The sequence below is a fragment of the Psychromonas arctica DSM 14288 genome (assembly GCF_000482725.1).
GTDB classification, from domain to species: Bacteria; Pseudomonadota; Gammaproteobacteria; order Enterobacterales; family Psychromonadaceae; genus Psychromonas; species Psychromonas arctica.
This window is the reverse complement of sequence record NZ_KI519478.1, coordinates 22,426-48,390: the sequence shown is the minus strand read 5'-3', so window position 1 is coordinate 48,390 and position 25,965 is coordinate 22,426. Positions and strand designations below refer to the sequence as shown.

Genomic DNA, 25,965 nt, shown 5'->3' with positions numbered 1-25,965 from the left:
ATTTTCATAGTCAGAAAATTTACGTAACCATTCTATATTATCTTCACCAAAATCAGATATTTCGTCCCAACCTTCAGCACCAGCAATGGTTGCAGTAATTGCTAGAAACAAAATTTCAGGCAATTTATGCGTAACTTTCCACTCTTGGCGATGCTCTCTGATTATTGAAATATGATCTAACAAGGTTAATCCATTCATTGGTGACTTCTCTCTAACTCAAAGAGAAGCATAAGATCACAGCTAAATGTGATCTGCTAGTCGATCATTGTGATAAGAATGATCGTGCGATATCTGTCACTTTATTTTTATAAAAACGCTGTTCATTTTTTAGGCTTTTCATGATTTAGCCCTGAGCTTCAGTCCGCTTTGTTGTCATCGGTTTTGCCTCTGTTATCGCGGCTGATTTAGCCGTTGCAGAGGAATTTCAACCGGTAGATTGTGTGATTAATCCTTACAAAGTTGTAGATGTGAGTAGCGCTGTTTCTGGTGTGCTTGATACTGTAAAAGTTGAGCGTAGTGACTGGGTTAAGAAAGGGCAAGTTATTGCTACCTTGGAGAGTGGCATTGAACGAGCTTCATTAGCCTTAGCTAAAGTCCGTGCAGATATAGACTCAGAAATTAACTTAAGCAAAGTAAACCTGGCCTTTGATGAAAAATATCAAGCTCGTATTGGCAAACTGTATGAACGTAACGTTGTGTCCTACAAAATTAAAGATGAAGCCGATCGAGAAGTTGAGTTATCTAATTGGGAAGTGCAACAAGCAAAAGATATGAAAAAAGTTCGAAAACTTGAATTGCAACGGGCCAAGGAACAAGTAAAACAAAAAACTATTCGCGCGCCATTTGATGGTTTTGTGATTCAGAAGTTCAAGGCAGAAGGTGAATATGTGGAAGATCTCCCTATTGTTCGTATTGCACAGTTTGACCCGTTACTGATTGAAGCCATTGTACCTATGGAATTATTTGGAAAAATAGAGATTGGTATGGTCGGTTTAGTTTATCCAGAATTATATTCAGATGATCCAAAACAAGCACAGGTTGTCGCCGTAGATCGAATGGGTGATGCTGCAAGTCGTACTTTTGGGGTTCGGTTAGAATTACCCAATCCCGATTTTAAAATCCCCGCTGGTTTAAAGTGTGAGATGAAATTTAACGCTGTTGATGTGGCAAGTACAAACTAATGATGCATTGTTTACGGTTAACTCTCATTGGTCGTATCGCTATTTTTACAGGAAGTAGACTATGAATTGGCTGAAACCAATTTGCTTGAGTTTTTTTAAAGCCACTCACTTAAAGCATGCTTTGACAAAGAATAAAAAGGTGACGCCGCCTTTTAGTCTTGAAGCACTTGAGCCGAAAATTTTATTGTCTGCTGAATTAGTTGGTGGAATGATTGATGGTACCTCATTTACTACTGAACAGGATGACGAACAGTTCACCTCTCAAGCTGAATTAGATCAATGGACTAGTCAATTTATTAATCAAGTGACGAGTAACACCTCAAGTGAAGAGCCAAGCGTTGCTAACTCTTCTCCGAATTTTGCTTTGGACGGGTTAGCAACTTTTTTTGCCGATCAGCAAGCACAAAGTGACAGTGATGATTTAGGACAATTACTGGCTGATGCTGCAGTGAACGCATCACAAGCAAATGATCAACCATTAGAGTTAATTATTGTTGATCCTCGAACGCCTGACTATCTAGAGTTGATGGAGGGAATATCAACGGAAAGTGGCAGTGACTATTTAGTTTATATGCTTGATGCAGAACAGGATGGCGTGCAACAAATCACTGACTTGTTAGCGACGCATAGTGATTTAGATGCGGTGCACGTCATTAGCCATGGTAATGAAGGTGGGATTCAATTAGGCAGTAGCTGGTTAAGTACTGATAACCTCGACCAATACTCAGAGCAAATTGAAACTTGGCAAGGTGTTTTTGATGAAGATGCCGACATCCTTATTTATGGCTGTGATTTAGCGGGTAATTTAAGTGGCGAACTATTAATTAATTCGTTGGCTGAGCTCACTGGCGCGGATGTCGCCGCGAGTACTGATGCGACAGGCTCAAGTGAGTTAGGTGGAAATTGGGATCTTGAGTATCAGACCGGTGAAATTAATACTCAGATTGCATTCACTCAAGATACACAGGGGGCATGGCAACATGTGTTAGCGACCAGTGGCAGTTTATGGTTAAGCACCAATGGTAATGCATCAAGTGATGGTGGAGGTGGTGTTAATCATGATATTTTATCTTTTTCTGACCCCTCATTAACACTTGAATCAGGAGATGGTACAACCGGGGAAACCGATGGTACCTTCTACACGGAAGATAATACTTTACCTGCCAACCTGATGGCGATGCATTATGTTAGTGCCGATGTCACTGTTGATACCTATGTTAACGGTGTTTCAGGAAGTTATAACCTCCAAGTTGGGCAAATAGTTGTTTCATTAGTCAGTGCTGATAATGGTAATCCAGACAAGTCAGTTCAAACGGTGGGAGGTGGGACTATTGATGTCAATAACAACGATCTTCTTGTTTATACCCCTTCAGCCTACACTTTTGAGTTTTTGCTTAAAGATGCTTTTTTGGAACCCGATGGTAATACACTCTCGAATATCCATGCGGTATCAATCGTTGAAAGCGACACAACGATTGGTGATGGTACAACACTAACGGCTGGAACCTATCTTATAGCGCGCTCTGGTACTTCGGTCCAGGCTGATATTTCTACTTATACTGATGCCGTGGGCCTTCAAAAACTACTGTCTGGCAGTGAGTATTTGAGTGATTCCGATAAGCAAGTTCAGGGGCTTGAGTTGATTGAGTCCGATATGGTTATTGGTGGGCAAAGTGTTGCTGCTGGCACTATATTGGTGACGGTTAATGACCCTGTTACTGTCGGTTCTTCTGGTGGCACAAGCGTTGATGTTCAGCAAGTTGATATTGTTGCATTGACGGTTAATGAGTCTGAGCAGGATAGTATTCCAAATACTGATGTTGATGCACAAATTCTATTTGATGGGTCAGACATCAATCTGCAAATTAGCAATGATGGGGAAATAAATGGATTATCGTTATTTTCTCATTCTTTAAATAATATACCTGAAGCTACTAATCTCACACAAACTGTCAATTATATTGAAGGCACTGCGCTTGTTGCGTTAGATGATATCGTTATTTTTGACCAGGATGCCGGTGATAATGTAACGGCTACGTTAACGCTGGCTAATACATCCGCAGGTACTTTGACTACCGGTACTTTTGGAACCACGAGCAGTAGCTATAATAGTAGTACGGGTGTTTGGACTGCGTCTGGCTCTGTCAGCGATGTGAATGCTGCTCTGGCCGCTGTCAGCTTTGCACCTGCCATCAATAGTGAACAAACTATAATCATTACTACTCATATTGAAGATGCAGAAGTCTCCGCTCAAACGGACGGTATAATCAGCTTAAATGCTATCGCTAAAGGTAATGCTTTATGGTTTACCACTAAGGATGATGTTTCTGATTCCGACACGACTGGCTTAAGCGATTGGACATCGGGGCAGGTTGTGGGCATTGCAGATCCTAACTTGACACTTGATCCTGAGGGCGCGCCTGCTGATACTACCGATGGCACGCTTTCGGCTGCCATTGATTTTGATGCTTTTAATCCTTCAAGTGTTGGTGGTGACGATCAAGTCGACATCAATGCGTTGCACTATGTATCCGTTGATATAACCATTGGTACAGACGTTACTTTTGACCTTAAGAAAGGTGATATTCTATTTTCGGTTGATGATAATGAAACGTTAGAAAGTACGAATAGATTAGATGTTAAGAAAAATGATTTAATTGTTTTTCGACCAAATGGGCTCAATGATTATAGTGCCGGGGAATTCAGTATTTTAATCGAGGGTTTAGCGGCTAAAAAATTATACGGCGTGACCTTAGTTGAGCAACAAACCGTTGTAGGAACAACCACGTTAAACGCTGGTGATATTTTATACACTCAACAAAAAAATACTTCACTCGTTTTTGGGGCTAATGTTTTTGATAATCAAATTTTCCATGCTGTCATTACTGGAACGGGGAGTAGTACTGCAGGAACAGTAGAGATATTTATAGATGGAGATGACGTTGGAATAGAAGAAAAAATTTATGGGCTAGAACTGATTGAAAAAACAACAGTGATCGCTGGTACTACTTTGAATGCGGGTAATATCCTTATAACGATTGGCGATGATGACGACGAGGAAGTGGGTGATAACGAATTAACAGTTACTGAAAATGATGTTTTTATTTTGGATGCAACTTCAGCAACTAATGCCTCTGCAACATTATTATTTGATGGCAGTGATCTATCTTTTTCTGGAGATATTAATGGATTGACCTTAATTACAAACTCCGCACCTACTGCAACTAACATGACAAGCACTGTTTCTTACGATGAAGATGCAATCAGTGTCGACTTAGATGATATTGTGGTTACCGATAGCAATTCAAACGAAGTTGTTTCGGCACAATTGACCCTTGTTGATATTAATGCAGGTAGCTTATCAACAGGTACTTTTGGTTCATCGACTAGTTCCTATAATAACGCTTCAGGTATTTGGACCGTTTCTGGTTCGGTTAGTGACGTTAATGCCGCTTTAGCTGCCGTGACGCTCACACCAACAGCAAATTATGAGCTTAATACTCACCTTATTACTCATATCGAAGATTCGGCTTTGACTGGCCCTGCAGATGGTATCATTAGCCTCAATGTTAACGTGCAAAATGATGCCCCCACGGCCACCAATCTTACTCAAGTAAAAAATTATACGGAAGGCGATGCGAGTGTTGCGCTGGATGATATTGTGATCACCGAGCTTGATAGTAATGATACGGTTACTGCGAGTTTAACCTTAGCTAATGTAGCGGCAGGTGTTTTAACGACCGGTACTTTTGGTGCTGCAACCAGTAGTTATAACAGTAGTACCGGTGTGTGGTCTGTTACGGGCTCGGTTAGTAATGTCAATGCAGCGTTAGCCGCTGTTGTTTTTATACCAACAACCGATAATGATGTTGATACCAGTATTGTCAGCCATATTGAAAATGTTGCGATGACTGGCCCTAGTGATGGTTTGATCATACTAACAGTAACCCCTCAGAACGATGATCCTACATTGGTGAGTAGTATTACTGACCAAACTGTTACCGAAGATAGTTTGTTCAACTTTGTTTTTGCTGCCAATACTTTTAATGATATTGATACCGATAACAACCTCACTTATAGTGCGCAATTGTTGGGAGGAGGTGTACTACCAAGCTGGTTAACATTTAATGCGAGTTCTCGTACATTTAGCGGTACACCACTGAATGATGATGTAGGAACGGTTTCGGTTGAGGTGATTGCTGATGATGGCAATGGCGGTACGCCTGCAACAGAAAGCTTTGATATCATAGTGACAAATAGTAATGATGATCCAAGCCTTGATAATGATATTAACGATCAGGTTGCAATTGAAGACTCGCCATTCACCTTTACTTTTGTAGCAAATACTTTCAGTGATGTTGATAGCGGAGACAGTATCAGTTATTCAACTCAATTAGTAGGCGGAGCGGCTTTACCCACTTGGTTAAGTTTTGATTCAAATACACGGACGTTTAGCGGGACACCGAGTAATGATGATATTGGCACACTTTCTATCGAAGTGATTGCTAACGATGGTCATGGTGGTACTCCAGCCACAGATAATTTTAATTTAGTCATTGCCAGCAGTAATGATTTACCGACCGGTATCCTTACCATCACTGGCTCTGCGGTAGAAGACCAAGTACTCACAATCAATACCGATTCGTTAGCTGATGATGATGGGTTAGGGGCATTTAGTTATCAATGGTTACGGGATAGTGTGGCTATCAGTGGTGCAACTGTTAGTACTTATACGTTGGGGGATGCCGACGTTGGTGCCGTTATTTCATATCGAGTGAGCTATACCGATGCGCAAGGTACATTAGAAAACATCACCAGTGAGTCAACCCTTGCGGTTGCTAATATTAATGACCTGCCTATCGGATCTATTTCAATCACTGGTACAACGACTGTTGGTAATACGTTAACGGTTAATAATGACTTACTTGATGATGATGGTTTAGGGGCAATTAGCTATCAATGGCAGCGTAATGGTGTTGACATAGTAGGAGCAACGGCTAATACCTATACCATTACTGTTGATGATGATAACCAAACTATTAATGTCGTTGCGCGTTATAGCGATTGGGTGTAGATCTTTTGAATCGACGGAAGATCTATTTGATTTCAGGTGGTTATAGAATTTTATAGAAGAAAGAAGAACCTTTTTGTGTTAGTTATGTAGTTACTACGCAACACAAAGAGCACCAAAAGGCCTTCTATGAATCTAGCTTACTTGAATACCCCTGATTTTTCATTCTTTTCTGATGCAACTAAACAGATTGATCACATGATTGAGCAGCTACAATCTGATAATTTCCGAGATAATGAGCATGGCGACATTGAGCAGTATATTCAAAATGAAGGATTTGAAATTTTACGCTGCTTGTTTCAAGGTTATCTCGATCTAAAAGCGGCAAATGAAAAATCACTTTCTGACGCTCATACAGATGAAGGAATACATCTTACCCACACCAAACACGGCACCAAGCGAAAACTAACAACACTCTTTGGAGATGTTATTGTAAAGCGTAAAAGCTACAGCCAACGTTTACAAAAAAGTGTTTTCCCATTAGATGGTCAGCTAAATTTACCTTCAGATCAATACTCTGATGGTATACGCCATAGAGTGGCGATTGAAGCAAGAAAATCGTCCTATGATGAGGCTGTTGAATCAATTAATCGGACTACGGGTGGTTATATACAAAAGCGGCAAAGCCTTAAATTAGCTCTAGATGTCGCGCAGGATTTCGATGATTTTTACCTACAAAATCGTTACTCGAGCGCAGAGCAATCCGATAATTTATTGGTGTTAACATTCGATGGAAAAGGCGTTGTAATGCGACCAGAAGGTCTTCGTGAATGTACCCAAAAAGCCGCTCTAAAATCCAAAAAACTGAATAGTAGGCTAAGCGCAGGGGAGAAAAAAGATAGAAAACGTATGGCGCAAGTTGCAGCGGTTTACACGGCTCTGCCTCATATTCGAACGCCAGAATCAATTATGAAAATTGAAAGTGAAGGGGGTAACGTTCAGCATCTCAACGTTGCAAAGCGCAATAAGCGCGTGTGGGCCAGTATTGAAAACAGTGCAGAATCAGTTATTGAAGCTGGATTTCTAGAAGCTTTACAGCGCGATCCAACCCAACAACGGCAATGGATCGTATTGGTTGACGGTCATCCTCATCAGATAAGGTTAATCAATCGCGTCATGAAAAAACATAACGTCAAAGCCACCATTGTCATGGACTTTATCCATGTACTTGAATACGTATGGAAAGCGGCGTGGTGCTTTTATGAAAAAGGCGATGATAAAGTTGAAGCATGGGTAGAGAAAAGAGCGCTAAAGATACTTCATGGTCACAGTAATCAAGTGGCAAAAGGAATGCGTATTAGTGCAACAAAGCAGGGGTTAACCAAGCGCGATAATATTAATAAATGTGCAGATTACCTACTCAAAAACAAGCTTCGTTTACAATATGGAGAAGCATTAAAAAAAGGCTACCCTATCGCGAGCGGCGTCATTGAAGGGGCTTGCCGACACCTTATAAATGACAGGTTAGATATTACAGGTGCCCGTTGGAGTTTAAAGGGAGCAGAAGCAATATTGAAATTACGGTCATTAAAATCAAGTGGTGACTTTAATGACTATTGGGTTTTCCACAAAAAGCAATCGAGGCAAAGGATCTATGGATAGCTGTTTTATTGAAAAAAGCGTCGATTCAAAGGAACTACACCCATAGCGATTTAAATGGTAGCGCAGAGGTGGTTAGCAGTGAAGCGACTGCCACGGTTACTGGTACTAATTATATGCCGACCGGTAATATTGTTATAAATGGTCTCGTGCGACAAGGTGAAAGCCTTATTGCAGATACCTCAACATTGGCTGATGTAGATGGATTAGGTACTTTTAGTTATCAATGGCAACGTAATAGCATCAATATTGCGGGTGCTAACGATGTCAGTTATACGCTCGGAAATAATGATGTTGATAAAATCATGACCGTTGTCGTGAGTTACTTGGATAATGGACTGCCTGAAGGGACAACAGAAAGCGTGACCAGTACTGCCACTGCTGCGGTGGTTAATGTTAATGATGCAGCCACTGCAACGCAAATGAATCAAGTACAAAGCTATACTGAAGGTGACATTAATGTTGCTTTAAACGATATTGTGGTGAGTGACGTCGATCTTGGCGATATTATCACTGCAAATCTAACCTTAATAGATCCTAATGCAGGTGTACTGACGACGGGAGTATTTGGCGCTGCGACGAGCTCATACAATGCCATAACGGGGGAGTGGATGGTAACAGGGACTGTGGGTGACGTTAATGCGGCATTAGCTGCTACCGCTTTTACCCCGTCAAGTCATTACGATATTGATACTTCTATTACAACACATATTGAAGATGCATCATCAGCTGGCCCAACTGATGGCTCTATTGCCCTAATGGTCACCGCAATTAATGATGACCCAACACTGGAATATGGAATACCCGATCAGTTTAGTGCTGAAGATACTGTGTTTAGTTTTACCTTTGCTGCCAATACATTTAATGACTTGGAAGCGGGCTCTTCGTTAGTTTATTCAGCACAGCTTGTGGGGGGAGATGCATTACCAAGTTGGTTGACGTTCAATAGTGAGACACGTACTTTCAGCGGCACACCACTCAACGACAACGTTGGTAGTCTCGATATCAGAGTTAGTGCTGATGATGGACAAGGAGGTACGACCGCCAGCGACAGTTTTACTTTGACTACAAATAATGTCAATGATGCTCCTGTGGGCAGTGTCATTATTAGTGGAACCACCGCCGAAGGGGATCTATTATCCGCTGATACGAGTAGCATCACAGATCAAGATGGGCTCGGTGTATTCAATTATCAATGGTTAAGAGATGGGACCAATATTAGTGGTGAAACGAGTAATACTTTTATCCTGTCAGAGGAAGATATTGGTAGTAAGGTAAGTGTCATGATCAGTTTTACTGATGCACGAGGCACTAACGAAAGTATAACCAGTGCTGAAACAGTAGAAGTGATTAATATTAATGATGCGCCTACTGCAACTAATCAAACCCAAGTTAAAAGTTATAATGAAGGAGACAGCAGTGTTGCCTTCGATAATATCGTGGTAACAGATGTAGATATGGGTGAGACTATCACCGCAACACTGGTTTTATCGGATATCACATCAGGTTCATTGAGCACAGGGCTGTTTGGGAATTCAGCTAGCATTTACAACAGTGTATCGGGTATATGGACGGTGAGTGGTTCAGTAACTGATGTGAATGACGCGTTGGCCAATGTTGAATTCCTCCCAAGTACAAACAATGATCGCGATGTTAATGTGACAACACATATACAAGATGCACTCGGTGCTGGACCGAGTGATGGGATTATTAACTTAGTTGTCAACGCAGTGAATGATGACCCAACATTAGATAACCTTTTACTAGACCAAGTGGCGATTGAGGATACTACGTTTAATTTCACCTTCAATGAAAACAGTTTTAATGATGTTGATAATGGGGCAAGTTTAACTTATAGCGCACAGTTAGTAGGAAGCATACCGTTACCAACTTGGTTAAATTTTGATGCGAGTAGTCGCACATTTAGTGGTACACCGTTGAATGGTGATGTGGGGGTGATCAATATCGAAGTCACTGCTGATGATGGACAAGGTGGCATCCCTGCAACTGCCAGTTTTGAGCTGGTGATCACGAATACCAATGACGATCCCACTTTAAACAATGCAATAGCAGATCAATCAACTATCGAAGATAGCGCGTTTAATTTCACCTTAGCAGCGACTACATTTGGCGATGTGGATAACGGTGATAGCTTAACCTACAGTGCACAATTAGTAGGTGGCGATGCATTACCTTCGTGGTTAAGTTTTGATGCGAATACTCGCACATTTAGCGGCACTCCGTTGAATGGTGATGTGGGGGCGATCAACATTGAAGTCACTGCTGATGATGGCCAAGGCGGCATTCCTGCAACAGACCGCTTTGAGCTGGTGATCACGAATACCAATGATGATCCCACTTTAAACAATGCAATAGTAAATCAATCAGCAACCGAAGGTAATGGGTTCAATTTCACCTTAGCAGCGACTACATTTGGCGATGTGGATAGCGGTGATAGCTTAAACTACAGCGTACAATTACTAAGTGGCGATACACTACCTTCGTGGTTAAGTTTTGATGCAAATACTCGCACATTTAGTGGAACGCCTTTGAATGGGGATATAGGAACGATCAACATCGAAGTTACTGCTGATGATGGCCAAGGTGGCATCCCTGCAACTGCTAGTTTTGAGCTGGTGATCACGAATACCAATGACGATCCCACTTTAAACAATGCAATAGCAGATCAATCAGCTATCGAAGATAGCGCGTTCAATTTCACCTTAGCAGCGACTACATTTGGCGATGTCGATAGTGGTGATAGCTTAACCTACAGTGCAGAGTTGACTACTGGTTCAGCATTACCAACTTGGTTAAGTTTTGATGCGAATACTCGCACATTTACTGGCACACCTTTGAATAGTGATGTGGGAACAATCAACATTGAAGTCACTGCTGATGATGGTCAAGGTGGCATCCCTGCAACTGCCAGTTTTGAGCTGGTGATCACGAATACCAATGACGATCCCACTTTAAACAATGCAATAGCAGATCAATCAGCTATCGAAGATAGCGCGTTCAATTTCACCTTAGCAGCGAATACATTTGGCGATGTCGATAGTGGTGATAGCTTAACCTATAGCGCACAGTTGACTAATGGCTTAGCATTACCCTCTTGGTTAAGTTTTGATACGGCAACGCGTACCTTTACCGGAACACCTTTAAATGCTGATGTCGGTTCAATAACGGTTGAAGTTATAGCTGGTGATGGCAATGGAGGCTCAAATGCTGTCGATAGTTTTAATTTGTTGGTCACTAATGTTAATGACCTTGCACTCGGTAAAGTTGTAGTAACTGGTACTTTAAGTGATGGTGAAGTATTGGTCGCAGATACTTCATTAATTTCTGATGAAGATGGCCTTGGTGAGTTTGCTTTTCAGTGGCTGCAAAATGGTAATGAAATACCTGCCGCCACGACTTCAACTTATGTGCTACAAGCGGGTGACATCGGTACTAATATTTCAGTCAATGTGAGCTATATTGATAGTCAAGGAACGCTTGAGAGCGTTAATAGCCAGCCTCAAAAAGTACCTACCATAAAAGTAGATATTGTAGATAATACAGAGATTACTGAAGAAAGAGTTAGTGTCGTTGATGCCCCGATTTTTATTCCACTCGAGAGTATTGAGTCAGAACCAGACGCTTCAGAGCTTGAAGTAACGCTAGAAGAAGGAGTTGAAGAAGCAATACAAGAGGAAATAGAAGAAAGCACTGAAGAAGACTTGCAAGGTGGGGAGCCCGAACAGATTAGAAACCTTGAACAAAATGTATTTCAGGAACAACAGCAAGTAATCAACCCTGCTAATACTTCTCTTGAGGAGAAAAATCAAACCTCCAATAATATTAATACCGCCACTGTATTGAAAACATTGCAAAAAAATACGATCGAGGAGCAACAATCTCAGCTTCAAAGTGATATTGATAGTTTTTTAATGAAAGATGATCCTCTCTTGTTAATACAGACAAATAATTTTATTAGCGGATTGAATGAGATGCGACAAGAGCTTGACCACGATATTGTTTTTAATAAAACGACCGTTGGGAGTACTTTAGCTGTTTCTGCGGGAGTTTCTGCTGGATATGTCGCTTGGTTAGCACGAAGTGGGGTGCTATTAGGTAGTGTTATGGGAACCTTACCTGTGTGGCGCTTTGTTGATCCGCTTCCGGTGCTAAATCAAGCTAGAGGTGTTTTAGGTGAAGATAGTGAATCTTTAGAGTCGATTGTTGCTGATGGTACGGAAGCCGAGCAAGAATAGAGCCGGTCATAAAAATGAATAAAACAACGAGCTTATTGTCGTGATGTTATAAATTAAAGGAATGCAATTTGATAGGTAGAATATTTAAAGGACAAAGTGCAAAGACTCGAATCGCATTAGGGCTCGTCAGTATAGTGGTCTGCGTTAGCATCGGCGCTTCTTTTCTAGGATTATTCCCGGACAGGTATGGAGCGATATTAGCGGGCAGAGCTGCAATTGCTGAAATAGTCGCTGTTAATAGCTCGGTTTTTATTACTCGACGTGATATTCGTCGAATGGAAGCTAACTTAAATATTTTAGTCTCTCGAAATGATGAAATCTTGTCTGCTGCCGTTAAACCTCTGGAAGGCAAGGCTGTTGCTATTATTGGAGAGCATGAGTCTCAATGGTTGCCGATGGAAGAAGGGACATCTACTGAATCACAGCTAGTGGTGCCAATATGGGAAGGTAATACACAATGGGGGCATATTGAGCTTAGATTTAAGCCTTTAAAGCATCCGGGCCTGTTCGCTTTTTTCTTTGAGCCTTTAGCTCAGTTTATTATGTTTGTTTCCTTTTTTAGTTTTATTTTTTTCAAATTCTACTTAGGAAAAGTGCTTAAACAGCTGGACCCTTCACAAGCAATTCCTGGCCGAGTGCGTTCTGCATTAGATACCATGGCCGAGGGATTATTAGTACTCGATACTAAACAAAATATTGTTTTAGCAAATGAAGCCTTTTCTGTTTTAGTCGGCGAAACACCGGAAGCATTAATGGGGCGAAGTATCGGAAAGTTTTCCTGGAATCAAGTGACAGATCTTAACAGGGAGAAAAATACTCTTTTAAATGTTCAACAAAAGTATCCATGGGAAATCGCCTTAGCATCTAGTTCGTTACAAATGAGCCATATGTTGTATTTGGAAATAGATGAGAATACGCGATATACCTTCATGGTTAACTGTTCGCCTGTATTGGGCCAAAATGGCAAAGTAGCCGGTATGATGGTGAGCTTTGATGATATTACTGCGTTAGAAGAAAAAGAGATTGAGTTACGTCGCTCTAAGGAAGAAGCAGAAACGGCAAACCGTGCAAAAAGTGATTTTTTATCCAATATGAGTCACGAAATACGTACACCAATGAATGCTATTCTAGGTTTTACTGAAGTACTTATGCGTGGTCATGGTAATGACCCTGTGGAAAGTAAACGTTACTTAGGGACGATTGCTTCTAGCGGTAAACACCTACTGGGTTTGATTAATGATATTTTAGATTTATCAAAGGTTGAAGCGGGAAAAATTGAAATTGAAACCTTACCTTGTGCCGCGCATCAAATCGTTCAGGAAGTAGTGAAAGTGATGGGGGTAAAAGCGAAAGAAAAAGGTATCAGTCTTGAATTTATCGCTATTGATAGTATGCCGGATCTTGTGTTAACAGATGCGGGTAAAATTAGACAAATATTAACGAACTTAGTGGGTAACTCGATAAAATTTACTGAAATAGGTAGTGTTAAACTGACAACGCGATATCAGTCAGAAAAGAATAAATCGAGGTTGGTTATTGAGGTGTCAGATACCGGCATTGGGATGACACAAGACCAAGCTGAAACGATTTTTAAACCTTTTGTGCAAGCAGATAGTTCGATAACTCGACGTTTTGGCGGTACCGGTTTGGGTCTCACTATTAGTAAACGTTTTGCTGAAGCTTTGGGTGGTGACATTATGGTGACCAGTGAAACGGGTAAAGGTAGTTGTTTTATCGTTGATATTGAAGTTGAAGCAGCACCTCAAGCAAAGCTACTTTCTGCAACTGAAGTAATGCAAGAAGTAACATCCAATGTTTCTGAACAGCAAATTACCTGGGTTTTCCCTGAAGCTAATATCTTAGTAATTGATGATGGTGATGAAAATAGAGATTTACTAGAAGTAGTATTGAGTGATGCCGGCTTGAGTATTGAGACTGGAGTGAATGGTAAGCAAGGTCTAGATATGGCATTAGCTAGGTCTTATGATCTTATTTTAATGGATGTTCAGATGCCTTTAATGGATGGTTACACTGCAGTTCGTTTGATGCGTGAAAATGGTATTACCATTCCTGTTATCGCTTTGACCGCTCATGCGATGAAGGGAGTTGAAAGTCAGTGTTTAGCTGCCGGCTATTCAGGTTATATGACTAAACCAATCGATATTGATAAATTACTTAAATGCTTAGCAAATGAGTTGGGTGGAAAAATTGCAACCACTACGCACGAAGCAATAGAAGTAAGTAAAACATCACTGATGGTAGAAGAAGCGGTGAACGATAAAAAGCAAATCAGCAAAGCTCCTAAACCTGCTATTTATTCATCTTTACCTAGTGGTGCTAAGAAATATCAAAGCTTGATAGAACGTTTCATTCTTCGTTTACATGAACAGTTTATCCTCATAGAGCAAGCTGCTTCAATTGCTAATTATGAACAATTAGCTGACTTAGCTCATTGGTTAAAAGGCTCAGCAGGTTCTGTCGGTTTTCATGATTTTACTGAGCCAGCAGAATCGCTAGAGACCTATGCAATAGCAAAAGATCGAGCCGCTATAGATAAAAAAGTCGAAGAAATTAAAGATTTAATTTCACGTATAGAAATCAGTAATGATCACCAAACTATTAAGCAAGAAACAGTTAAGCTAGAAACACTTACGGAAGAAAAGATTAAGCAAGAAACTGAGCAACTAGCTATCGAACAGGATACAATATTTTCTGGAGCAGTAATCCGGTCAACGCTACTAGCGAGTACACCTAAATTAAAGCCGATTGCTGAAAAGTTTGTATTGAGACTAGATGAAAAGATTATATTGATGAATGATTCATTAAGTCAGGAAGATTTTGCAACACTAGCTGATTTAGCACACTGGCTTAAGGGCTCCGCGGGTACGATAGGCTTTCATGATTTTACCGAACCTGCAATAAAACTTGAAGCATCGGCAAATGAAAATAATACCGATAATGCAAAGCATTTACTTGAAGCGATAAGGCAGATGGCAAATAACATAGACTTGTCCGATACACCCGATAAAAATAATACTCGTGAAATTTTTAAGTAGTTGTTAGGCATGGGCAAAATAAGCTTAGGGGAAAAAATTGAACAATCTGAGTACAGATAAACTCGGTAAGCCAAGCGCTTGCGTTGATAACCTTCATACACAGCTAAAAAATGCTGTGATTATGATGGTTGATGATGAGCCTATTTTGATGGAAATCCTACAAAGTTTTCTTGAAGATGAAGGCTATCAGAATTTTATTAATATTGAAGATTCAACATTAGCAATGGAACGGTTGAAACTCGATCAACCTGATATTTTATTGCTTGACCTTAAAATGCCGATTGTGAATGGGTTTGATATTTTAAAAGAAGTGCGTGCCCATGATTTATTGAAACGTATCCCCGTTATTGTCCTGACCTCTGCATCTGATGCGGCAACAAAGTTAAAAGCGCTTGAGTTGGGAGCTACGGATTTTTTAGCAAAACCAGTCGATGCTAGTGAGTTAGGGTTACGTTTGCGTAACACTCTGACTGTAAAGGCATATCAAGATCAGCTCGCATTTTATGATACGTTAACGGGTTTACCTAATCGCGCACGATTTATGGACCGTTTAGATTGGGCTTTAATGAATGCTATTCGCTACAAGCATTCAGTAGCCGTGATGAATTTAAGTGTGGATCGTTTTAAAGAAATTAATGATACTTTAGGGCCAAAATCAGGTGATTTATTACTGCAGCAGGTTGCTGATAGGTTATCGGGTGCAGTTCGGTTTAGTGACGTTATTAGTCATACTGGGCGGGATGACTTATGGCAGAATATGGCGCGAATTAGTGGCGATGAGTTTACCTTATTGTTACCAGGTGGCTCAGTCGCTGAAGATGCAGCTTATATTGCGAAGCGCTTATTGGAGGTCATGAAAGACGTCTTTTTTATCAATGGCCATGATATCTTTGTGACGGCTAGTATTGGTATTGCTGTTTATCCCAATGATGCAGAAACGGCAGATACTTTGATGAAGAATACGAGTGCGGCTACTGAGTACGCTAAGCATAAAGGACGAGATAATTACCAATTTTATTCAAAAGATATTAATAACAAAGCTAAGGAACGTTTACTGATAGAGTCTGAGCTTAGGCGAGCGATTGAAAAAGAAGAGTTTGTTGTTCATTATCAACCAAAAATAAATACACAAACCGCTCTCGTTACAGGAATGGAAGCATTGGTGCGCTGGCAACATCCAGTAAAAGGTTTGTTATCTCCTTTTTACTTTATTGAAATTGCAGAGAAATCTGGCCTAATTCCTGCGATCGGTGAATGGGTTATTCATGAAGCCTGTCGACAAAATAAAGAGTGGCAAGATCAAGGTCTAGGGCACTTTACAATATCAGTCAATGTATCGCCTCAACAGTTTAATGCAAAGCATATTGAAAATACCATGGAAGCTGCAATTTCTTCAGGTATGGATATGCAGTATCTTATTATAGAAATTACTGAAGGTATGTTAATGGGCGATGAAGAACGTGCTATTGAGGTAATGAAAGAAATTAGAAAACAAGGGCCGTTGTTATCCATTGATGATTTTGGTACTGGTTACTCTTCATTAAGTTACTTAAAACGCTTCCCTTTAAATGAGCTAAAAGTGGATCGGGCATTTATCATCGATGTCCCTGAGAAGCGAGATGACTGTGCCATTGTTAGAGCGATTGTTGCCATGGCACATAGTCTCGAATTATCTGTTGTTGCAGAAGGCATCGAAAATAGTGAGCAGTTAGAATTTCTTAAGGGAATTGGATGTGATGTGATACAAGGTTTTTATTTTAGTAAACCGCTACCTGCAGATGAATTTGAACAGTATGTGCTTACTAAAAATAAATCCATGTAACTTTAAGTATTCTGTTATGTAGTATTAAATACTTAGTTATGTAATCAGTGAGTCAAGGTGGTTGTTAAATCGTTAGTTCAAAGCGCTTATTTTAAAGCTTATAGTGGCACTTTTATTATTATCTAGTATTACATATTGCCGGTTAACTACGTAACCGCACACTTATCCGCTCAGTCACCTAGTTATTTAGGGGTTTAGGCTCTTAATTAGCTATTTAGTTACTTCATCTACTTAACCATTTACTTTAACTATCTACTTAGTACTTTTAATACTCCCTATGCTTCATATTTATTATCTGATTTTAAATCGTTAATGACTAAGTCTAAAGCTTGCATTAGTTGTAATGAGTGAGTTGCATCGATACTATCAAACTTACAGCGAATTTCGGTTGGAATATGTGCTGCTTTTAGTTTTAATGCTTGTCCATCATTAGTAAGTTGGATGTGACGCTTACGTTTGTCTTGTTCACCCTTAATCACTGCAAGTAGTTTTTTATCTGTCATTTTCTTTAAAATTTGCGTCAAAGCACTGCCATCAATTGCTGTTTTCTCAATGAGTTCTGCAATAGTTATCTTATCCTTTTCCCATAAGGCCATCATCACTACATACTGAGGGTAGGTTAAGTTTATTTCAGCTAATGGGGCTCTATAGGATCGAGCAATACTGTTTGAAGCCATGTATAAACGGTGGCATAACTGATTTTTTAGCTTTAATTGTTCAAATGGCATTGTCACTCCTTGCTTTTTTATGATTTTAATTTGCACGCAAAGTATTTGCAATTGTTATTTACCTCCGTTATTATTATTTTGCATGCAAAATAAAATATTTTTTTGATATAACTTTTGGAGTTTACTATGAATGTATTACAAGAAATCGCTTACACAGCTAAAGCAACAGCAACTGGTGGCCGTGAAGGTATCGCTAAATCAGATGATGCGCGTCTAGATATTAAATTATCAACACCTAAAAACTTAGGTGGCGATGACGGACAGGGTACTAATCCTGAGCAATTATTTGCAGCAGGTTATGCTGCCTGTTTTATCGGTGCTCTTAAGCATGTTGCAGCATCTGAAAAAGTAAAACTTTCAAATGATATCTACATTAACTCTGAAGTTGCTATCGGACCAATTGAAGGTGGTTTTGGGATAGCTGTTAAACTTGTTGTATCACTGGGTGATATGGATAAAGCACAGGCACAGGCTTTAGTCGAAAAAGCTGATTTAGTTTGCCCATATTCAAATGCAACACGTGGTAATATTGCTAAAGAGCTGACGGTAATTTAAATCTATTTAAATGACATTGGTTCAGTAATTAGTGAACTCAATATTGTACGGGTAAGTAAAATACTAAAGCTAAATAGCTATCATAAAAAGAGAGTTGTAATGTCTTGTTATTACAACTCTCTCAGTCTAATAAAAAATAAAAACTCAGTGATAAGTTATACAATCACGTTGCGGATCAAAATACTTTCTATTTTTATTCTTCTTTTTGTTATTGCATAGTAAAAAGTCATAAGTATTGAATTAACAGCAGAATTTAAATCATCTTAATCAAATATTGAGATTAAGATGATTATTACCGTTATTGTAATTTAAACTTTTTCACCAATGCATCTAATTGTGTATTAGCAGATGCCAGCGTTTGTGTACTATCCACTGTTGCTTGACCATTTTTAGTTAGCTCTTGTACCATTTCATTTATGTTGGTCATATTTCGACTCACCTCTTCGGTGACACTACTTTGCTCTTCAGATGCTGTTGCAATCTGCGTACTTAGATCGTTAATTTGAATAATAAAGTTAGTCATATTATCCAAGCTATCGGTAACTCGAGCGGTGTTTTCAGCAGCAAGTTGACAGCTTGTTCTTGTGGCATCCATTGTCGATACTGCGTTGTTCGCATCACTACTTAAGGTGTTTAATATTTGATTAATTTCTGCCGTACTGGTTTGTGTACGCGCAGCAAGTGAACGCACTTCATCTGCTACCACAGAAAAGCCTCTACCTTGTTCGCCTGCTCGCGCGGCTTCTATTGCCGCATTTAATGCTAATAAATTAGTTTGGTCTGCTATATCACCAATCACACTCAGTGCTTTAATAATTTCTTGCGTATTATTACTCATGGTATTAATACTTGCGGATGCCGAATCGACTTCATCTATTAACGCTAAAACGCTGTTCGATGCCTCACTCACAACCGTTTTTGACAAAACAGCTTCATCATTAGCTTTTTGTGTATTAAACGCAGTCTCCGCTGCATTTTGAGCTACCGTTTCAGATGTACTGCTCATTTCTGTTATTGCACTAACAACTTGCTCTGTTTCGCTCGCATGTGCAATCAAAGCACTATTCGCTTGCATAGATTGTTGATTAAGTTGTTCTGTGCTAGTAGTTATATGCGCCGACGCTTGCGAAATATCAAGCATCATTGATTGTAAGTACATAATAAAGTTGTTCACTGAATGACTAATATCACCTAATTCATCATCATTAGTAATAGTGAGGCGTGATGTTAAGTCAGCTTCGCCAGTAGATAAAGTATCTATACGTTCTTTTAACGTGTATAGGTTTTTAACAATGGCTGTAATGATCCAAATAATGAGCATGAGCGATATTATGATTAATACTGCTGAAGAAGTGATCATTGACCCTATTTCGTCATCAAAAATTTGCTTAGTGGCGTCTGTTAAGTTGTCTTGAATGGTAATAATATCATTCTCGTAAGCTCCAGTGGAGAGTATCCAGCCCCATTCAGGAAATATTTTTCGGCTATAAGCTATTTTATTTTCACTTTTTTTGGTGACCGGGTTTTCATAAACGATGTCAACCGTTGACTCTTGTTTTCCTTGAATGTGTTTGGCTATCAATTTTGTATTGTCGATTTTAGTGCCAATGAGTTCTGTTTTTGGATGAGCAATAAAGGTTCCCTCCTCATCTTGGATCCAAAAATAGCCATTAAGACCATATTTAGCCACGGTAACTGCATTTATAGCTGCCTCAATATTATCTTTTCTCAATGTGCTAACGTATTCGCCACTGGCAACCACTAAATTCAATGGCTTGAAATAAAATGAAGCTGTAATTTTCTCCTCGATGGTTTGTGTGGTAGGGTTTAAAAAGGAGTACTCACTAAACCCTATATCTTCTTTTTGCGCTGCAGCAATAACATCTCTTACAAAAAACTTACCGTTAGCATCGACTTTGTCGTAACCATTGTCTTCAATCTGTGTAACATCGCTACCATAAGCTTTATTGATAAATGAGGTTGCTTCATAGGCAAAAAAATAGCGTCCATTATTCCAACGATGCTGCTGTAGAAAAGCATAAACACTCATTTCTGCTTCTCTGTATGAAGTGCTATTTTCATATATATTTGTCACTGTAGCCTTAAAGTCAGACATTTCAGTTGCCAAGTTTTTCTTTATATTTTCAATTTTAGAAGATTCATAATAATCTGAAATGGCGAAGGCGATGGTATCAACTTGGCCTCTGAGGTTTTGATCAAGCATTTCAGCTAGTTGTACTTGAACATTTTCTTTTTCTTTTTCAAGTACAACATTTTCAGTTTCTATTAGTGAATATATAAAAAAGGAAGCCATGATGAGTAGCGGTACACACAATGTGGTAACCAGTTTTGCTTTGATAGTAAATTTAATGGCCATTGGCATTTCCTAGGATCTTTTAGTTAAAGTTAAAGTTAATTAACTATAGATAGGAAATTAATGTTTGCGTGGCTTGACTATCACTTTATTGTTGTATATCAATAAAGTGGTATATATTGGCAATCTTGATTAAAAATTTAGAGGGATTATAACGAGATGCTAATAGATCGCTTTAACTCATAAGAGTGTAATGAGCTTAACTATTAGAAATAGGGGGCTCATAAATAGGGTTTATACCAATATCATTAAATATATGATCAATTCTTGACAAGAAACCATACATCAATTTAAGGCTGAAATTGCGTCACATGGTTGCTTCCTTTGTAAAATTTATAACGCAGTAGTGATGTATTTTAACCAGCAAGAATGATCAGCTTTTTAGCGAAATTAATTATATGAAAATAAGACAAAAAAATAGGACTCAATGAGTCCTATTTTAGTTTTTGATGGCGTTATTACTTTAATAAACGCGCTCTAATAGTACCTTTAATCTCTTTTAGCTTATCTAAGGCAATATCTGCATCTTCACTGTTTACATCAATAACAACATAACCAATATTTTCATTTGTTTGTAGGTACTGCGCCGCAATGTTGATATTGTTGTCAGCAAATGCCAAGTTGATCTTAGTTAGAATACCTGGTTGGTTACGGTGAATGTGTAACAGACGACTTGCATCTTTATGAAGCGGTAAAGATACTTCAGGGAAGTTTTTAGATGACAGTGTAGAACCGTTATCAGAGTACTTCACTAATTTACCTGCTACTTCGTAGCCAATGTTTTCTTGTGCCTCTTGTGTGCTGCCACCAACATGCGGAGTTAAAATAACATTATCAAATTCACGCAATGGAGATTCAAATTCTTCATTGTTTGATTTTGGCTCTGTAGGGAATACATCCACTGCTGCACCCGATAATTTTTTGCTACGTAATGCATCACATAAAGCAGGAATATCAACCACAGTGCCTCGTGCTGCATTCATAAATATGGCGCCATCTTTCATTTGAGCAAATTCATTTGCACCCATCATGTTTTTAGTTGAATCAACTTCAGGTACATGCAAGCTAATAACATCAGATTTTTCTAATAGCTCTTTTAAAGTAGCAACTTGAGTTGCATTTCCTAATGTTAGTTTACTTTCAATATCATAGAAAGAAACGTTAAAGCCTAGGCCTTCTGCAAGAATACCAAACTGTGTACCGATATGGCCGTAACCAATGATACCTAAGTTTTTGCCACGCGCTTCGTATGAAGCCGTTGCTGATTTATCCCATTCACCGCGGTGCGCTTTAGCATTACGCTCAGGTACGCCACGTAATAATAATAAAGCTTGTCCAAGTACTAACTCAGCTACACTGCGAGTGTTTGAGAAAGGTGCATTAAAAACTGCGATTCCTTTTGCTTGTGCGGCGTCTAAATCAACTTGGTTTGTACCAATACAAAAACAACCAATCGCGACTAATTTTTCTGCTGCGTCTAATACTTTTGCAGATAGGTTAGAGCGAGAACGAATCCCGATAAAATGTGCATCTTTAATTTTCTCGATTAAGTCTTCTTCACTTAATGACGTTTTAATACTTTCGATGTTGTTGTAACCAGCTTGAGTAAAAGTATCAACTGAACTTTGGTGTAAACCTTCTAGAAGAAGAATTTTAATTTTATCTTTGTTGAGTGAAAACTTGGTCATTGTATTTCCTTGGGCCTTATGGAGGTATGTGGAACAGCAATATAAAGAATAATTTTAGTGTTCGTAAAATAGCAAAAATAGTTGTAATTGTGAATCTGAGACTGTTATTTCGTATATGAAAAATTGAAACAACTTATTACTATTTAGATCATTACTGCTCTCTGTTTTGATTTTTCAGCAAAAGAGAGCAATATATTTAACTATTTTAGAGTTTTAACACCATCTTCTGCGCCCACTAAAACAACATTAGCTGCGCGGTTTGCAAATAAACCATTTGTCACTACACCAACGATTGAGTTAATTTGATTTTCTAATTTTAATGGTTCAGCAATTTTAAGATTATGTACATCTAGAATAACGTTACCGTTATCAGTGACCACGCCTTCACGGTATACAGGATCTCCGCCTAATTTAACTAACTCACGGGCTACATAGCTACGAGCCATCGGAATCACTTCAACTGGTAGTGGGAAAGCACCTAAAATATCAACATTTTTAGTATCATCAACAATACAAATAAACTTTTTAGCAACAGCTGAGACAATTTTTTCACGAGTTAATGCTGCACCGCCACCTTTGATCATGTGATTGTAGGCATTAATTTCATCGGCACCGTCAACATAGACACTTAACTCAGACACTTCATTCAAATCAAAAACTTCAATGCCGTAACCTTTTAACTTAGCCGTTGATGCATCTGAGCTTGAGACCGCACCTACGATGTCATTTTTTATGGTCGCTAATGCATCGATAAAATGATTAACCGTTGAACCTGTACCAACACCAATAATGGTATCTTTTTCTACGTATTCTAAGGCAGCATAAGCGGCAGCTTTTTTCTTCTCGTCTTGAGTCATGACTTGTATCCTATTGAGTGAGCAATGTCGTTAAAGTGGCGCGATTATACCCTTAACCGTGCTTTTAATTTAAGCTAAATTTATGAAAAATCGTTAAATACTTAAGAGGTGTTGATCTTTGTTGTTTAAATTTTATTCATCACAAGGAGTTTTTGATAGGGGCTGGCATAATATGGCCTAGTGATATAATTCCGATTCCACGAAATAGCTGATCAACCTTGCTGGTTAAAATGCATCACTTCTGCGTTAGAAATTTTTTAAAGGGAAGAACCGTTTGTCACAATTTCTGCCTTAAATTAACTCATTGTTTCTGTGCAATATTTGATCACATAATTAATGGAGTTGGCATTAGCGCATTTTTCAACAAAGTGCATGGCGTCTTATGGTTAAGAACATCCGTGAACTTTAAATACTGTATTGTTGCCCTGTTATGTGGAATATGACATTCCCTAACAACACTTCATAAACTCAGGCTATATAAACTTTGCCTTGCCTAGAAAAGTTGCTGGTCATTGGGAGATGAAACTTGAACGTTGTGAAGTTCTTTGGATTATTCAAAGTAGAAGTGTTGACTCGGTGTGATCACCTCTGGCAAAGGGACATCCCACTCTTGAATCGGTAGGGCATTTATATATTGGCAATCATGCGCTAAGCCAATAGGGTAGGGGCCGGTTCTTTGAGTAAACCAAGGCGCTAATAACCTGTCGTAATAACCTCCTCCCATACCTATTCTGTTACCTTGTTGATCAAAGGCGACTAACGGGGTTAACACCAAATCTAAGGCATCTGCAGGACAGGTCTGTTTAATGTTTTTTGTTGCATGTGTTAATTTAGGTTCGGCAATCCCATAACGGTTGATGATCATTTCAGTATTTTTTTGATACGCGAGAAATAATAATTGCCCCGTTTTAGTTGGATGCACAACAGGTAGATACACTTGTTTTTGTTGTTGCCAGCACCAATCAATAAAAGGACTGAGATCTATTTCACCGTCATAGGCTAAAGTCACTGATACATGTTGTGCTTGTTGCACTTTAGGGTGTTGTTTTAAGGTTTGTAACAATCGACAAGACGCTTGTTGTTGCTCATTGCGGGACAACGCTTTACGTGCGCTTCGTACTTGTTGTCGAATGGTATTACGTTGTGTAGAAATAGTATTAGTCATTATTTTATTTCTGCTTAGTGATAACGAGAGTTTTAAAAGTATATATTAAGATTAACTCAAAATTAGCAGTAAACAAAATAAGAGAAGCAAAGGAGTGTTTGAAACTAAACTGATTAATGACAGGAGAAAGATATACCGGGATCAAACATAAATGATAATAAAGAATTGAAGTTAACCCAAGGATACCGCTTTTGACTGTGACCTTGAACCCGAAGGTCAAGGTTGGTGTACTCGTGTCTACCGCAGGTTTCTCGATACAAGTCGAGCTTACACAATAGTATCCAAACAAATTCACCAGGGTAATGCTTATCGGCTCAGGGACTTAGTCAAGATTAACGGGTACCCGAGGGTTAAATAAACTGTACATACATTTAATCGTTTTTAAAAGGGTTTTTGGCAAAAAATAAGAACTTTTGCATTGAATGCTGAATTTTTAATCGTATAGATAAAATTAATCAAAGGCAGTGTTAGTGGTTTCAATTAGCAATATTAAAGGGATGAAAAAATATAAAGTTGTTCGCTAAATAAAGCAGAAAATAAAATGTTTTTTTAAAACTGTAATGTTAGTCTTTTAATAGAGTGGTGTTATCTAATGCACCATTAATAGCATCTTGTAGTTGTTGAATACGTTTATTTAATTGTTCAGTCTGTGCTTGATTTTCTTCTTTTAATGTATTCAGTTGATGGCGGTAATTTAATGCTGCCATTACAACCAATTGATCGCTTCTTAATGTTCGTGAAGAGGTTCTCATCTCTTTTAAATGTTCATTAACTTGTTCAACAGAGCCTAATAAACTTTCTTGCTCACCTTCTGGACAGCTGATTTTGTATTGTTGGCCTAAAATAGTAATATCAAGATGTGCCATAAAAGCCCCCGTTAGTGTTGCAAATTAAGGGAACAGTGAACCTCCCTAAAAAAATATCATATAATGGGCGAACTATATCGACCTAGCTATCAAGTTTCAAGTACTTAGTGGCGACGAGATCCAGTGGATGATAGAATATAGCTATTATCTTTTATTGATTAAGAGTGTCCTTATGAATTCAGCTGTACTACCAAGTTTTGACAAAATTTCGCAAGCCCTTGAAGGTGCTGAGTTATTCACCAATGCTGCCGAAACGCACGGGGTCTTATCTGGCTTTGTTTGTGGTGGTATTGCACTTGATGATAAAAGTTGGCAACCATTATTTAATGATGTTGTTAATGAGGGAATGGCGTTACCACAGCCAATAAAAAAGCTTGTTGCTGATATTTATTCGGAGGTGGTGAAACAATGTGCAGACGACGGTTTAGGCTTTAACTTATTATTGCCTGATGATGAAAAACCTCTAGATGAAAGAGCTGAAGCGATGGCGCAATGGGCTCAGGGTTTTTTAGTCGGTTTTGGAATGGTGCAACAAGCATTAAATCAAGCATCGGAAGATGTACAAGAAGTAATTCGAGATATTCGTGATATCTCACAATTATCTTTAGATTTTGAACAAGAAGATGAAGAATCTGAAATTGCTTTTGCCGAAATTGTTGAGTACCTTCGCGTTAGCGCTATGTTATGTTTTAATACTTTTTCCCGTAACATGGCAACTCCTATTTCTAATACCCTTCACTAAGTTGA

Annotated in this window: 15 protein-coding genes and 1 other RNA gene; 8 read left to right on the top strand and 8 right to left on the bottom strand. The window is 39.0% G+C overall.

The annotated features are described in order from the left end of the window. A partial coding sequence (locus tag H592_RS22380) for a transposase family protein (protein WP_037071914.1) occupies positions 1 to 198 on the bottom strand: 198 nt, incomplete at its 3' end. 176 nt (positions 199 to 374) lie between these two features. Between H592_RS22380 and H592_RS22375 the strand changes: the two genes are divergently transcribed. From H592_RS22375 to H592_RS0113620, 6 genes are all read left to right on the top strand, one after another. Continuing rightward, the gene (locus H592_RS22375; RefSeq protein WP_084296287.1) at positions 375 to 1,181 is read left to right on the top strand and encodes an efflux RND transporter periplasmic adaptor subunit; all 807 of its coding nucleotides are present in this window, start codon (positions 375 to 377) and stop codon (positions 1,179 to 1,181) included. Between the two features lie 61 nt (positions 1,182 to 1,242). Then, positions 1,243 to 6,255 (top strand): DUF4347 domain-containing protein, encoded by a 5,013-nt coding sequence (locus H592_RS22370; RefSeq protein WP_037071855.1) that lies wholly within the window; start codon positions 1,243 to 1,245, stop codon positions 6,253 to 6,255. Between the two features lie 126 nt (positions 6,256 to 6,381). Beyond that, positions 6,382 to 7,854, top strand: coding sequence for an ISKra4 family transposase (locus H592_RS22365; RefSeq protein ID WP_051369142.1), 1,473 nt, complete (start codon positions 6,382 to 6,384; stop codon positions 7,852 to 7,854). An 8-nt stretch (positions 7,855 to 7,862) separates the two neighbouring features. After that, positions 7,863 to 12,107 carry a putative Ig domain-containing protein gene (locus tag H592_RS23320; RefSeq protein WP_156916125.1) on the top strand — a complete coding sequence of 1,415 codons (4,245 nt, stop codon included), beginning with the start codon at positions 7,863 to 7,865 and terminating at the stop codon, positions 12,105 to 12,107. Between the two features lie 68 nt (positions 12,108 to 12,175). Beyond that, positions 12,176 to 15,163 (top strand): ATP-binding protein, encoded by a 2,988-nt coding sequence (locus H592_RS23315; protein WP_028869252.1) that lies wholly within the window; start codon positions 12,176 to 12,178, stop codon positions 15,161 to 15,163. 37 nt (positions 15,164 to 15,200) lie between these two features. Continuing rightward, complete coding sequence (locus H592_RS0113620) at positions 15,201 to 16,985, top strand: GGDEF/EAL domain-containing response regulator (RefSeq protein WP_028869251.1); 1,785 nt, start codon at positions 15,201 to 15,203, stop codon at positions 16,983 to 16,985. 275 nt (positions 16,986 to 17,260) lie between these two features. On the opposite strand, the gene H592_RS0113615 is transcribed toward H592_RS0113620, so the two are convergent. Next, the gene (locus tag H592_RS0113615; RefSeq protein WP_028869250.1) at positions 17,261 to 17,713 is read right to left on the bottom strand and encodes a MarR family winged helix-turn-helix transcriptional regulator; all 453 of its coding nucleotides are present in this window, start codon (positions 17,711 to 17,713) and stop codon (positions 17,261 to 17,263) included. A gap of 126 nt (positions 17,714 to 17,839) precedes the next feature. On the opposite strand from H592_RS0113615, the gene H592_RS0113610 reads away from it, so the two are divergent. Continuing rightward, on the top strand, positions 17,840 to 18,268 hold the full coding sequence (locus H592_RS0113610) for an organic hydroperoxide resistance protein (RefSeq protein WP_028869249.1): 429 nt from the start codon (positions 17,840 to 17,842) through the stop codon (positions 18,266 to 18,268). Positions 18,269 to 18,566: 298 nt separating this feature from the next. Here the strand turns inward: H592_RS0113610 and H592_RS0113605 are convergent, their stop codons facing one another. The 6 genes from H592_RS0113605 to H592_RS0113585 form a co-directional block, all read right to left on the bottom strand. Beyond that, a complete protein-coding gene (locus tag H592_RS0113605) occupies positions 18,567 to 20,645 on the bottom strand; it encodes a methyl-accepting chemotaxis protein (RefSeq protein WP_245600430.1) in 2,079 nt (692 codons plus the stop codon). A gap of 455 nt (positions 20,646 to 21,100) precedes the next feature. Then, complete coding sequence (serA, locus tag H592_RS0113600) at positions 21,101 to 22,330, bottom strand: phosphoglycerate dehydrogenase (protein ID WP_028869247.1); 1,230 nt, start codon at positions 22,328 to 22,330, stop codon at positions 21,101 to 21,103. A gap of 200 nt (positions 22,331 to 22,530) precedes the next feature. After that, positions 22,531 to 23,187 carry a ribose-5-phosphate isomerase RpiA gene (gene rpiA, locus H592_RS0113595; protein WP_028869246.1) on the bottom strand — a complete coding sequence of 219 codons (657 nt, stop codon included), beginning with the start codon at positions 23,185 to 23,187 and terminating at the stop codon, positions 22,531 to 22,533. A 550-nt stretch (positions 23,188 to 23,737) separates the two neighbouring features. Next, positions 23,738 to 24,352: a 5-formyltetrahydrofolate cyclo-ligase gene (locus H592_RS0113590; RefSeq protein ID WP_028869245.1), complete on the bottom strand. Its 615-nt coding sequence runs from the start codon at positions 24,350 to 24,352 to the stop codon at positions 23,738 to 23,740. A gap of 169 nt (positions 24,353 to 24,521) precedes the next feature. After that, a non-coding RNA gene (ssrS, locus tag H592_RS23695) (6S RNA) lies at positions 24,522 to 24,706 on the bottom strand. Between the two features lie 209 nt (positions 24,707 to 24,915). Next, positions 24,916 to 25,218, bottom strand: a complete 303-nt coding sequence (locus H592_RS0113585; RefSeq protein WP_028869244.1) for a cell division protein ZapA — start codon at positions 25,216 to 25,218, stop codon at positions 24,916 to 24,918. Between the two features lie 172 nt (positions 25,219 to 25,390). On the opposite strand from H592_RS0113585, the gene H592_RS0113580 reads away from it, so the two are divergent. Next, positions 25,391 to 25,960 (top strand): UPF0149 family protein, encoded by a 570-nt coding sequence (locus H592_RS0113580; protein ID WP_028869243.1) that lies wholly within the window; start codon positions 25,391 to 25,393, stop codon positions 25,958 to 25,960. Positions 25,961 to 25,965 lie beyond the last annotated feature (5 nt).